The sequence below is a fragment of the Sorangium sp. So ce448 genome, assembly GCF_051520915.1.
Taxonomy (GTDB): Bacteria; Myxococcota_A; Polyangia; order Polyangiales; family Polyangiaceae; genus Sorangium; species Sorangium cellulosum_B.
The window spans coordinates 6,570,653-6,582,778 of record NZ_CP150343.1 but is presented as its reverse complement, the minus strand read 5'-3'; the positions used below and the strand labels follow the sequence as shown (position 1 = coordinate 6,582,778).

11 protein-coding genes are annotated in these 12,126 nt (G+C 71.2%); 1 reads left to right on the top strand and 10 read right to left on the bottom strand.

Annotated features, from left to right (window positions below; translation table 11 throughout):
* Position 1 precedes the first annotated feature (1 nt).
* The 3 genes from rpmB to WMF45_RS24735 all read right to left on the bottom strand — a co-directional run bounded on the left by rpmB (position 2) and on the right by WMF45_RS24735 (position 2,499).
* Positions 2–226 carry a 50S ribosomal protein L28 gene (gene rpmB / locus WMF45_RS24745; RefSeq protein ID WP_061608570.1) on the bottom strand — a complete coding sequence of 75 codons (225 nt, stop codon included), beginning with the start codon at positions 224–226 and terminating at the stop codon, positions 2–4.
* Between the two features lie 313 nt (positions 227–539).
* Entirely contained in the window at positions 540–1,622 is a 1,083-nt protein-coding gene (locus WMF45_RS24740; protein WP_437719291.1) for a hypothetical protein, read from the bottom strand.
* A gap of 13 nt (positions 1,623–1,635) precedes the next feature.
* Positions 1,636–2,499, bottom strand: coding sequence for an N-formylglutamate amidohydrolase (locus tag WMF45_RS24735; protein WP_437719290.1), 864 nt, complete (start codon positions 2,497–2,499; stop codon positions 1,636–1,638).
* Positions 2,500–2,576: 77 nt separating this feature from the next.
* Between WMF45_RS24735 and xerD the strand changes: the two genes are divergently transcribed.
* Complete coding sequence (gene xerD / locus WMF45_RS24730) at positions 2,577–3,548, top strand: site-specific tyrosine recombinase XerD (protein WP_437719289.1); 972 nt, start codon at positions 2,577–2,579, stop codon at positions 3,546–3,548.
* A 15-nt stretch (positions 3,549–3,563) separates the two neighbouring features.
* Here the strand turns inward: xerD and WMF45_RS24725 are convergent, their stop codons facing one another.
* From WMF45_RS24725 to WMF45_RS24695, 7 genes are all read right to left on the bottom strand, one after another.
* A complete protein-coding gene (locus tag WMF45_RS24725; RefSeq protein WP_437719288.1) occupies positions 3,564–5,309 on the bottom strand; it encodes a serine/threonine protein kinase in 1,746 nt (581 codons plus the stop codon).
* Positions 5,310–5,313: 4 nt separating this feature from the next.
* Positions 5,314–5,739 carry a hypothetical protein gene (locus tag WMF45_RS24720; RefSeq protein ID WP_437719287.1) on the bottom strand — a complete coding sequence of 142 codons (426 nt, stop codon included), beginning with the start codon at positions 5,737–5,739 and terminating at the stop codon, positions 5,314–5,316.
* 374 nt (positions 5,740–6,113) lie between these two features.
* A complete protein-coding gene (locus WMF45_RS24715; protein ID WP_437719286.1) occupies positions 6,114–7,160 on the bottom strand; it encodes a DUF4340 domain-containing protein in 1,047 nt (348 codons plus the stop codon).
* Positions 7,157–9,142: a Gldg family protein gene (locus tag WMF45_RS24710; RefSeq protein WP_437719285.1), complete on the bottom strand. Its 1,986-nt coding sequence runs from the start codon at positions 9,140–9,142 to the stop codon at positions 7,157–7,159. The genes WMF45_RS24715 and WMF45_RS24710 overlap by 4 nt, the downstream gene beginning before the upstream one ends.
* Positions 9,139–9,864: an ABC transporter permease gene (locus WMF45_RS24705; RefSeq protein ID WP_437719284.1), complete on the bottom strand. Its 726-nt coding sequence runs from the start codon at positions 9,862–9,864 to the stop codon at positions 9,139–9,141. The genes WMF45_RS24710 and WMF45_RS24705 overlap by 4 nt, the downstream gene beginning before the upstream one ends.
* The gene (locus tag WMF45_RS24700; RefSeq protein ID WP_437719283.1) at positions 9,861–10,931 is read right to left on the bottom strand and encodes an ABC transporter ATP-binding protein; all 1,071 of its coding nucleotides are present in this window, start codon (positions 10,929–10,931) and stop codon (positions 9,861–9,863) included. Before WMF45_RS24700 ends, WMF45_RS24705 begins: the two co-directional genes overlap by 4 nt.
* A gap of 278 nt (positions 10,932–11,209) precedes the next feature.
* Positions 11,210–12,100, bottom strand: a complete 891-nt coding sequence (locus WMF45_RS24695) for a hypothetical protein (protein WP_437719282.1) — start codon at positions 12,098–12,100, stop codon at positions 11,210–11,212.
* Positions 12,101–12,126 lie beyond the last annotated feature (26 nt).

Here is a 12,126-nt window from a genome sequence, read left to right as displayed (position 1 = left end):
CCTAGAGCGCGACGCCGTGGCGCTTCGCGTAGGCGACAACGCCGATCTTGTCGATCGTGCGGATGTCGCGCGTCGTGAGGTTGAGCTTCACGAAGCGGTTCAGCTCGGGGACCCAGACGCGCCGGGTCTGGATGTTTACGAGCTGCCAGCGCTTCGTCTTGATGTTGGAGTGGGAGACATTCTGCGCCAGAAGCTTCCGCTTCCCAGTGATGTCGCTCTTCGCCATGACGTCCTCGGTTGGAAGGGGCCCTGCGTCGGTGCCCCGACCGTAAATCGAACTAGCTGGCCGGGCGCACGCCCTGCGCGGGGGAGCAGGGGGGCTCGGGAGCGCGGGAAAGTGAAGGAAGCCGGGGGACATGTCAAGCGTCCTCCGGGGGGTTCATTGCGGCCGCGGGCTGGAAATCTCTGTCGGAAGGGTCGAGCGCGCGCTGACGCCGGCCGGACGCAGGGCGGGATGGGGAAGAGCGGGTCGCAAACGGGCCCGGACGAGCCTCTCCCCTCGGTGTCCCCGACGCCTTACGCGCATTCTGACGCGCGGCCTAGGTCAGCCACTCGCCGCCCGAGGGCGGACGCCGATCCCGCCCGTCCTTCTCGTTCTCGGGGCGGCGGGAGTGCAGATCGATACGCCGGGCGTCGGCAGCCAGGCGCCAGGCCAGGATCTGGAACAGGCCGAGGCTCGTGATGGCCGACGTCGCCGCGAACGCAAGGCCCGCGGAGAGCACGATGACGATGTCCCGGGGCGAGAAGGTGTCGAGATGCGCGAGCCGGCCAACGACCAGGTCGGCCGTGAAGGCGAGCACCACAGCGACGGCAAGGAACGACCCGGCGCCCGTCGTCTCCGCACCCATGAACCCGGTAAGGCTGGACAGGACCGCCAGGATCACCAGCAAGGCGCCGAGATGGCCCAGGTGCGGATCGTGCAGAACCAGCTTTCCGATCGCATGCCCGAAGGATGGGAGCGTGACGAGGAAGGCGGCGACGAGCAGCCACCGCGCGCCGCTGTAGGCCCTGTAGCGAGACCGGAAGACGAGCGCCGCCGGGAGCGCTATCGCCGCGACGGCCCGGGCGGTTCCCCAGCCGACCGCGGTCCCCGAGCTCTGGAGGCCGATGACGGTCGCGATCGCCCCGAGCACCACCATGGCGACGGCGCGCTGCCGGTAGCTCACCGACGTGAGCGCGGTGAACAGCGCGACGATGCCCAGGACGAACGCTGGCGGCCCCGCGACAACGCCGTCCGGGCGGAGCCCAGCGATCGACAGGCCGCCGAGCAGAAGGAAGCCGGCGCCCACCGCAGCACACCAGATCCGCGCCGCGTCCTGCGCTGGACGCATCGGGGCCAGGTCCTCCATGAGCGCTTCGGACGCGAGGAGCGGCTTGGTGACGTGCTCGCGCGTGCTCGGGGGCGCCACCTCGATCGGGATGGCCGGGTTCGACTCGAGGCGCCGATCGACCGGAGCGACGCTGTTCGACGCCGCAGCCGGTCCCTCCTGGGCGCGGTCGGCCGGGCTGTCGCCGGCTGTGGCGCCCTCCGGCTGGGCTGGTGCGGCCTTTTCCCGTTCGGCGATCGCGCGACGGCTCGCTGGCGGGCGGTCGCGGCTCGCCTCTCCGAAAGGCTTTTCCATTGATGGAGCTGGATCAGATCTCACGGGCGTCGATGGGAGGGCTGCTGCGGAGCTGACCGAGCAGCTCGGCTGAGGTGAGCCGCGCGACCAGGGTGCGCCCGAAGTCTCGCACGGCGGGGAATCCTTGCCCATCCATGGCAAGGGATTGCTCGTCCATGTACAGCCGGCGTGCAATCTCGATTTGCACGGCGTGGATGGCACGGTGCGGTTGGCCGTAGTGCGCCGTGCTGAAGCCCCCTTTATAGGGGTCATCATGGCGCACGGAGAAGCCGCAGGCGCGCGCGTGGTGATCGACCGCGTCGATCACCACGCTCGCGGCGGTCGTCCGCCCGCGCGTGCCGGGGACGATGTCGGCTCGACCGAACGCGCCCTCCGCGTGGCCGCGGCGGCTCTGGCTCGGCATCGAGTGCGCGCAGAGGAGGATCGCGAAGCCGAAGCGCTCGCGCTTGCGGGCGAGGAGCGCGCTGAGGGCGCCGTGATACGGGCGATAGAAGCGGTCGAGCCGGCGCTCCACCTCCTGCCGCGGCAACCGAGCAGCAAGGATGGGCTCGCCGTCCGTGGTCATGCGCCAGATGAGCCCCCGCGGGTAGGGCGCCCGGCCGCCGCCCTCGACCGCGTCGCCGTCGCAGTCGGCCTCGCTCCGGTTGAGATCGACGACCAGCCGGCTCATCCTGGAGAAGAGGAGCGTCGCCCCCTCGGCCGGAGCATCCTGGAAGAGCGCGTCGACGTACAGATCCGCGTCGCGCCCGATGCTGCGCGCCGGCGCGATGGTCCAGGACAGCGACTCGGGATCCACGTGGACCCCCGCGTGCGGTACCTCGACGAGGACCGGGCTTTCCGCTCCGCGGGGCTCGATGACCTCGAAGGCTGACACCACGGGGCCAACTGTGACGCATTCCGCGTCCGGCTGGAACCAGGACGGGGAGGTGAAACGCCGGAAGGGAGGAAGACGTATTGCCGTTCAGGGCGTTCTGGGTCGATCCGCTCCGGCCCGGCTTTCTGGCGCGCTTCGCCGCTTTCGAAGTACCGTTGGCCGTGGACCTTGCGACCTGGGTGGACGCCTACCTGAATCACCTCCGCGTCGAGCGGGCTCTGGCGCCCCTGACGCTCGAGGCCTACGGCCATGATCTCGCCAAGCTCGTCGCTCATGCCGAGGCGAGCGGCGTCACGACCGTCGACGGGCTCGACCAGGCGCTGATCGGCACCTACCTGGTCGCGCTCGGCCAGGCGGGCATCAGCGCCAGCTCGGCGGCGCGCCACCTCTCCGCGGTCCGCGGGTTCATCCGCTTCCTGCTCCGCGAGCGCCGCATCGAGCGGGATCCGTGCGCGCTGGTCGAGCGACCCAGGGTCGGGCGGCGGCTGCCCAAGGTGCTCTCGTTCGACGAGATCGCGCTCCTCATCGAGGCGCCCGAGCAAGGGACGTTCAAGGGGATGCGCGACCGCGCGATGCTCCACGTGATGTACGCGGCCGGTCTGCGCGTCAGCGAGGTGGTGCGCCTCAAGCTCGCGGACATCGACCGGCGCAAAGGGATCGTGATGGCGTTCGGCAAGGGGGGGAAGCGGCGGCTCGTGCCGCTCGGCGAGCCCGCGCTCGCCGCCATCGACGCCTACCTGGAGCTGCGCGCGACGCACCCGCGCAGCGCGGCGAGCCAGGTGCTGTTCCTCTCGCCGCGCGGCGGGTCGCTCACCCGGCAGGCGGTGTGGAAGCTCCTCGGCGGATACGCGCGCGCCGTGGGCATCGCCAAGCCGAGCTCGCCGCACAAGCTCCGCCACTCGTTCGCGACGCACCTGCTCGAGGGGGGCGCGGATCTCCGGAGCGTCCAGGCGCTCCTCGGTCATGCGAACGTCGTGACGACCGAGATCTACACGCACCTCGCCGACGACCACGTACGCGCCGCGTACCGTCGGGCGCACCCTCGCGCGTGAGCGCGCGCAAGAGGGCTACTTGCAGCGCTTGAGGAATTTGCCGCAAGGCTTGCTCGCCGCCTGCCCCGCCGGCTGAGCCGGGGGGATCTCGGTGAGCTGGAACTCTTGCACGAGCGGCGTTCCGGCCTTGACGACCACGCTCAGGCTCCGCGGGAAGTAGCCGCTTCGCTTGACGCTCACCTTGTGAACCCCAGGGGTGAGCCCGAGCTCGACCTCCGGGGCCTGCGTCACCTTGCCGTCGATGGTGATCTCCTCGCAGGCGACGGGCTTGCAGGAGATCTTCACCGTCGCGTCGGTCGCCACACCGGCGTCGGTCGAGGCGCCGGCGTCGATCGGAGGCTCGGCGGTCGGGGTCCCGGCGTCGGCGGTCGGCGCGCTGTGGGCTGGCTCGGGTGGAGCGGGCTCGGCCGACTGCGCGGAGGGAGCCACCGCGGAAGCGCTGGTCGAGGCGCTGGGGCTCGGCTGCGCCTTGTCCTTGCGGTCCAGGACGTACCACGCGGCGGCCGTGCCCCCGACGAGCAGCACACCGACGATGCCCACCATCAGCGAGGCCGCCTTGCCCCACGGCGACCGGGGCGCGGTGCTGACCGCCGTCAGCGCGGGAACGCCGCTTCGACTGGATGCGGTCTGGCCCTGGGCCGGAGGCGACGGCGCCTGTCCGGCGGGCGCGTCGGCAAAAGGCTGCGGCGGCTGCGGCGAGGGCGCCAGCGGCGGCGAGGGTGAAAACGGCGCGTGCGACGGCTGCGGCGAGGGTGAAAACGGCGAGGGCACCAGCTGCGTGGCGTCGCCGGGCGGCAAGGGCGCGGGCGCGCTCGCCGCGGTGAAGGCGACGGCCGGCGGCGCGGGCGCGACCGCCTCGTTCACCGAAGGAGACAGGGCGAGCGTCGAGCCCACCTCGATCGCGGCCGCCGAGAAGCCGCTGAGCATGGCCGCGAGCTCGCTCGCGGAGCGGAAGCGCTCGCGCGGATCGTGCGCCAGCGCGCGCGCGAAGGCGCCGTCGAGCACAGGGCTCAGCGGGATGCCGAGCTCCGCGGCCCGAACGGACGCGGCGAGGCGCGGCGCCATGAGCTCGCGCTGCCAGCCCTGGATGTCCACCTGACCCTGGCAGGAACGCCAGTACGAGCGGCCCGTGAGCGCGAAGAAGGAGACCAGCGCAGCGGAGAAGATGTCGGCGGCGGGTCCCGCCTGGCCGCCCGGCTGAAGCTGCTCGGGCGCTAGCCACGGCGCGGAGAGGACATACCCCTCCTGCGTCGGCACCATGCTCCGCGCGAGGGACGGCCCGAAGTCGGTCAGCTTCACGCTGCCCGGAGCGCTCGGGTCGATGAACAGGTTCGTCGGCTTGAGGCCGTGGTGGGGGACCTCGCGGGCGTGGGCTGCGTCGAGCACCGCCGCGAGGGAGCGGAGCATCGAGCCGACCTCCTCGAAGCCCATCGGCCGGCGACGCACGAGCTCGGCGAGCGACGGGAACGGGATCATGTCCGTCACCGTGAAGGGCGCCGCGGTCGCCGGGTCGTAGCCGGCCTCGAGGATGTGCGCGGCGAGCTCTGGCGGCAGCCTGTTCGTCTCGGCCACGTACCGCTGGAGGTGCTGCATCGCGTCCGCGCGCTGACCGACGACGGGCGAGTACAGCTTGATGGCGACGTCGCGCGCTTGCGCCGTCACCGCGCGGAAGGTGGCCGTCGCGCCCCCGTAGCCGAGGAGCGAGCGGACCGAGAACCTCCCCGCGATGACGCTGCCCGGCGCGACGTTCGGTGCCGTCACGAGATCACTCCGCCGCGACCGAGATCGACTCGATCGATTGCAGGATGGTCTCGTCGGCGCCGGAGCTGTCGTCCTCGGGGACGAAGCCGAGCCCCAGCACGATCTCCCCGTCCTTCCCGGTGTCGCCGAAGATCAGCAGCGGGCCCTTCCTGGTCCCGCGGGCGGCGCCCTCCTTCTGCCACAGGCCGATCTTCCGCCCGGCGACGTCCTTGATGTCGTCGGGCTTCTTCCAGTTCACCTTCTTCTTCGGCAAGGTGACGTTGATCTCGCGCGCCAGCGCCTCGAGCGCGGCGTCGCGCTTCTCGATCGCCTGCTTGCCCTCGCCCGCGTCGATCTGCGCCGTCGCGAAGGCCGGGCCCTCGTCCGCGGCCTGCGCGATCGTGGCGCTCTCCGCCTGGGCATAGGTCCAGCCCTTCGCGGGCGTGAACACGAGTGAGCTCTGGGCGATCTTCGCCCTGGTTGACGCCTCTGCCTGGCACTGCTCGTCGAGCGCCTTGCATGGCTTCGGAGCAAGGGGAGGTGGAGGTGGAGGCGCCTCAATCACGGCCGGCGGCGGCGCTACGGGTTGCGGTGGAGGCGGCGAACCGCACGCCGTCGCGAGCGCCGCCGCAGCGCTCAGCGCTAGGGTAGGCAATCGTCGGAAGAACATTGCGCCCGAGCGTTGCAGGACCGGACCCGGTACGGCAAGTAAAGAGCGACTGGGGGAGGCAGCTTGCGCCGCAGGGCGCGGCCGGCGCCGCGCGGAAGGCTGACCGCGCCGACCGCGCCGGGCGGCTGCTCCGGCGCGGTCGCGAGGCGCAAGGGCTACTTGACGACGGCGCCGACGTCCTGTTCGACCTGCTCAGCGACGCCTACCGGCACCTTGCCGTAAAGGCGGGTGCGCTCCGTGACCAGGAAATAGTCGGGCTTGCCGCTCGCCCCGGGGGGCCCCTTCACGAGCTCGGCGAAGCCGATGTCGCCAGAGCGGCCGGTGTACTCGATCCGCACCACGACCTCCTTCTGCTCCGGGGCAACGGCCACGTACTCGGTCGGACGGAGACGGTCGAGCTTGCTCATCCAGTTGCCGACCGTCTCGTCGTTCTGCTCGGGGCTCGCCGGATCGGCCCAGAACTTCTTGCCCTCGTCGCCGCTGCGCACGACCTCGCGGCGCTTGTCCCCGGCGATGACGCGCGCCCTGGCGAGATCGACGTCCTTCCACTCGTGCAGATCCCGCTCCAGGAGCCGTGACTCCGCGGTGTCGAGATCGCGGTAGATGTCGCCCTTGATGGCGTACACCTCGCCCGTGGCCTCGTCGCGCGCGTACCGGTCCGCGCCGCCGGGCGTCGCGCCGCCGAGGACAAGCTTTCGCTCGGCGCCGCGCAGCTTGACGGTGAGCGTGCCCTCGGGCTCGGTCAGCCCGAACTCGGCCGCGCGGTCGTCCGCGATGCGGCCGATCGAGCGCAGCGCCTTCAGCGGCGCGATCGCCTCGGCGAGCTTGTTGCCGGCGGCCACCGAGACGAACGTCGTCGTCTTGACCGTCGGCTCAGCCTCTGCGGGCGGCTCGTCGTCCTGCGCCGCGTCGTCGGGGTTCTGGTGCGGGTCCTTCGGCTTCTCGGCCGGGGGCGTCGTCTTGCGCTCCGCCGTGCCGACGAAGTAGCGGCCCTCCTTGTCCTTCTTCGCCTCGAGGACGACCGTCTTCGATTTCCCCTCGAAGGCGATGCGCTCGACGTCGTCGGCGCGGCCGGCCCAGACGGTCACGTCCGCGACCGAGAGGGCGGCCGCCTTCTCGTCGCGCGTCCAGACGATGACCGCGAACAAGGCCGCGACCACAACAAGGCCGAGGTGCACGAAAAAGCTGCGTTCCAACCTCATGCGCGCCTCCCGCTCGCGCGCCGCCCGCGGCGCGTGATGAAGAGCCCGAGACCCAGCACCATGGCCGGCGCCACGAGGATCGTGGCCCAGAACCACACCTGGTCCTTCTCCTTCGTGTGCTCGATCCGGACGTCCTCGCTCGTCGTGATCTCCCCGGCGTAGCTCTCCTCGCCGCCGAGCCACCGGAGCGCGTCGAGCGCGAGCACGATGTTGGGCTCGTTCCTGAACGCCGCGTCGCTGAACACGTCGGCGTCGGCGACCACGAACGCGCGCAGCTCCTTCTTCTCCTTGTCGTCCCCGGCAGGCGCGAGCTCCTTCGAGACCGCCGCCGCGAGGTTGTAGGCGCTGCGCTTCTCGCCGCCTTCGTCGAACTTGAAGTTGCCGTTCGCGTCGGCGAACGTCTCGCCCAGCGAGCGGACGACGAAGTCGATCTTGAGGCCGCCGTCCTCGCGCTTGTCGAGCGACGACGCGCCCGGGAAGATCGTCGGCGCCTGCTGCGAGTGGCGGCTCAGCGTCGACACCGAGGCGTGCGAGGAGTACCGCGTCGTGACCAGCATCCCCTGGTCCGAGTCGTTGTAGCGCCGCCGCACGTACACCCGATCGTTCGCCAGGACCTCGGGCTTCCACGTGAGCCCCACGGCGCCGGCGAGCGGATCCAGATCGACCTTGGCGTCCGGATCGAGCGCGAGCAGGAGGTGCCCGCCCTCCTCGGCGTGCCGCTTGAGCGCCGCGACCTCCTCCGGGAGGAACGCCTTCTGCGGGCCGAGCACGATGACGACGCTCGCGTCCTTCGGGATCTCGCTGCCGAGCCCCTGGGCGAGCCCGAGGTCCTTGATGACGTAGTTCTGGGACTCGAGCAGCTTGCGGAGGTTCTTGGTCGTCCGCCCCTCGGGCGAGCTGGCCGACTCGTTCAGCTCGCCGTGGCCGACCGTCAGGTAGGCGGTGCGCTGCGGCCGGATCACCTTGAGCAGCACCTTCTGGAAGTCGGCGTCGAGGCTCTTCAGCTTGGCGCCCGCGCTCTTGATGTCGGAGCCGACGGTGAGCGTCTCGCGCGAGCCGTCGCGCGAGAGCACGATGACGCCGTCTTGCGTGACCTTCGCCTCCTTGGCGAGCGCGGGGACGAGCAGGCGATCCTGCACCTCCACGGTGATCTGCGGCGACGCCGCCTTCACCTCGCGCAGGTAGCCCTCCACCTCGGCGCCGACCTCGTTCTGCTGCGGGTAGAAGGCCGTGATCTTGAGCGGCGCGGTCAGGCTCTCGGCGACGCGCTTCGTGGACTCGCCCGGGCGGGCGGTGCGGTAGTACGAGAAGTCCGCCTTGAGATCGAGCTTGCTCGCGGCGAACACGAAGAGCGCGGAGTAGACCGCGGCGAACCCGAGCGTCAGGCCCGAGAGCGTCGCGGCGCGCACCCGCCGGCCCTCGATGCGCTCGGCGCGCCGCATCGGCGCGAGCGCCGCCTCGCCGAAGAACAGCGGCACCGTCGCCATGACGAGCAGCGCGACCCAGGCGACCGTCGTGGCGGCGTCGATGCGCCCGCGCAGCTCGGGCGCGGCGCGCGAGACGCCGAGCGTGGCCTGCCCCGCGTCGGTCGTGGTGAAGTAGGCCGCCACAGCGACGACGCCGAGCGCCGACAGGATCGCGAGCGCGCGCTCGACCGCGCGGCGCTCGCCCGACTCGCGCACCGCGGTCGCGAAGCGCAGCGCGGTGACGAGGACCAGGGTCAAGAACCCGAGCCCCGACAGGGCATAGCGGAGCCACTCGATCGTGGGCACCACGCGCTCGCCGAGGAAGAGGGCGAGGAGCGCGCCCGCGTACGCCGGGACCATCCAGCCTCCGGCGCGGAGCGCAGGCGCCTCGCGCGGCGCGGCGGGCGCCGGCTCGCCGGCCGGCGGGGCCTCTCGCCCGGCGTCCGGCGGGGACGCGGAGCCCGCTCCCTCGCCGCGGATCTCGGCCTCGTCGGCCTGAGCTTGCTTGTCCTTCACCGCCACCTCCGCGCCTTCAGGGTGTGGGTCGCGGCGAGCAGGAAGAAGTACGCGACCGCGACGTAGTACACGACGTTCTCCAGCCGGAGCACGCCGTTCAGGAACGGCTTCTGGTTGAGCGGGTAGAGGTTCAGCGCGCTCACGAAGTCGTTGAGCGGCGGCTCCGTCACGCGGGCGACGAGGAACAGGAAGCCGAGCGTCCCGAGGATCGCCGCCCCGAGGATGACCGCGATGACCTGGCTCGCCGCGAGCGTCGAGGCGAAGAGCCCGATCGCGAGCGACGCGGCGCCGAGCAGCAGCACCCCGGAGTAGCCGACAAGGATGTGCCCGACGGACACCTTGCCGTTCACGAAGATGAGCAGCGGCATGTAGATGGTGATCGCCGTCATCAGCGAGACCAGCGCGAGCGCGGCGAGGAACTTGCCGACGATGATCTCGCCGTCGCGCACGGGCGCGGTCTTGAGCAGGATGAGCGTCCCGCTCTCGCGCTCGCCGGCGATGAGCCGCATCGAGAGGATGAGCGCCGCGACCATCGTGATGAACGCCGTGCCGTCGAAGAACTTGAGCAGCACCTCCGCCGACAGCCGCGCGCCCGAGCCGAGCGCCGCGACGTGGAAATAGATGCCGTCGATGAGCAACGCAGCGGCAGCGACGACGTACCCGAGCGGTGATCTCAGGTACGCGGACAGCTCCCGCCGCGCGACGAGCAATGTCCCTCTCATGTCTCGCCCTCGCCTTCCTCCGCCTGCTCCTCGGCAGGGGCCTTCCTTGCGTCGCCGCCGGCACTCGCCCTGCCGGCCGCGGCGGACCTGTCCTTCGCCCCGGGCGCCCCACGCGAGGCGAGCCGCAGGAACACCGACTCGAGCTCGCGCTCGCTCCGCTTCACCTCGAGGATGCCGATGCCCGCCTGCACGAGCTCGGCGCACAGCGCCGCGCGCACGTCGCGGTCGGCCTCGACCGCGAAGCTCACGACGTCGCCCCCCGGCTCGGTCGTGGTGAGCTGCTCGACGGACGTGACGCCCTCGACCTCGCGCGCGAGCTCGAGCGCCTTCGCCGCCTCGCCGCGGCCCGCGCCCTCGGCCGCGGGGCCGCGCACCGTGAGCTCGACCCGGACGCCGTGGAGCAGCTTGGCGGAGAGCTCCTGCTCGGTGCCCTGCGCGCCGATCTCGCCGTCCCGGATCACGAGGATGCGATCGCACGTCTCGCTGATCTCGGAGAGGATGTGGCTGGAGAGCAGGATGGTGTGCTTGCCGCGCAGGCTCCGGAGCAGGGCGCGCATCTCGACGATCTGCACCGGATCCAGCCCGCTGATCGGCTCGTCCAGGACGAGCAGCTGCGGCTTGTGCACGATGGCCTGCGCGATGCCGACGCGCTGCTTGAAGCCGTGGGACAGCGAGCTGATGGGGTCCGCGGCCACGTCGTCGAGCTGCGTCACCGCGAGCGCCTCGGCCACCCGCGCGTCGGCCGCGCCGGCGTCGACGCCGCGCAGGCGCGCGGCGAAGTGGAGGAAGGCGCGCACGCTCATCTCGTCGTAGAGCGGCGGCCTGTCGGGGAGGTATCCGATGCGGGACCGCACCTCGTGGGGGTGGTCGACGACATCCAGTCCGTCCACGAGCACACGGCCCGCGGACGGGAGCAGATCGCAGGCGAGGATCCTGAGCGTTGTCGTCTTGCCCGCGCCGTTCAGGCCGAGCAGACCGACGATCTCTCCCGCCTCGATCGAGAACGACAGGGGCCCGATGGCCTTCCGGTCGCCGTAGTACTTGTATAGGTCGCTGATTTCGATCACGGCCGTGCACCCCTCCGCGAAGGGAAGAAGCTCTCCGCGCCGGCGATTCGGACGCCGCAGAGCGCGGCGGCCCAGGCGCCAGCGGCCCCTTACAACAGCGGGAGGCGGAAATCATTCCCGACGCGGCGCGCGCGGGGGCTTGCTCCGGAGGGGGTCTCTCTCCCTCCAGACGAATCGAGCGGGACACGCGGTGAAGCGGTGAGCGAAGCGACCAGGACGTGATGGATCTCAGCCTGCAGCGCGGCGGGGTCAGTGATCCGGCAGCGCTCGCCCCGCCGTCAGCAGTGCTCGGCGATGATCGCCCAGCAGGCGTCCGCGAACTCGCGGTACGTCGATCGGTCGAGCGTCGCCTGCGTCACGGGCATCACGTCCTGGTGCTCGGCGAGCATCGGGCGCAGCGCGCCCTCGATGTCCGCGCTCGTCTCGATCCACAGGAACTCTTCGATGCCGTCGGTGATCTGGCCGCGGATGAGCTTCGGCACCTCGCTCAGGCGGACCTTCTTCGGGCTCCGCCGCGCGATCGACGAGGCGATCTGCTCGGCGTGCGCCGGCCACCGCTTGAGCGCGTTGTGGAACGTGGAGCCGACGAGCCTGAGGATCTGCTGCGCGAGCATCGCCACGCGCGGGCGCTGCACGCGCTCCTCGTTCTCCGCCACCATCACCAGGTAGTCGTCGCTCAGGAGCTTGCGCAGGTCGCTCGAGAGGATCTGCTGCGACTCGGGCGTCATCCGCAGATCCGCGACGTGCGCGAGGAAGATGTCCCGCAGCATGGTCAGCCGCGCCGTCACCGAGCCGGTCGGGGTCGTGTCGAGGATCTCGGCGAGCGGGTCGATCAGCCGGCGCCCGAAGGTGGTGAGGATGTGATCGAGGATCCGCTTCTGGTGCTGCTTGTGGCCGAGCACGGACAGCGCGCGCGCGATGTGCGCCTTGCTCGGCGCGTCGACGAGGATCTCCAGCGGCTGGTCCTGCGGCTTCCCCTCGTACATGCGCAGCGACGCGAACATCTCGCGGAACGCGTCCGCCGCGGCCGCCCCCTCGCCCGACTCGCCATAGACCCGGATGACGAGCCCCGAGTCGGGACCGGCGTCGAACAGCCGCCGGAGCTCTTCCCGGATGTCCTCGTCCGTGACGAGCGGCCCCGGAGGGAGCGATTTCCCGCGTGAATCCATGAGCGTCCAGCCTACGGCAAAGCGCA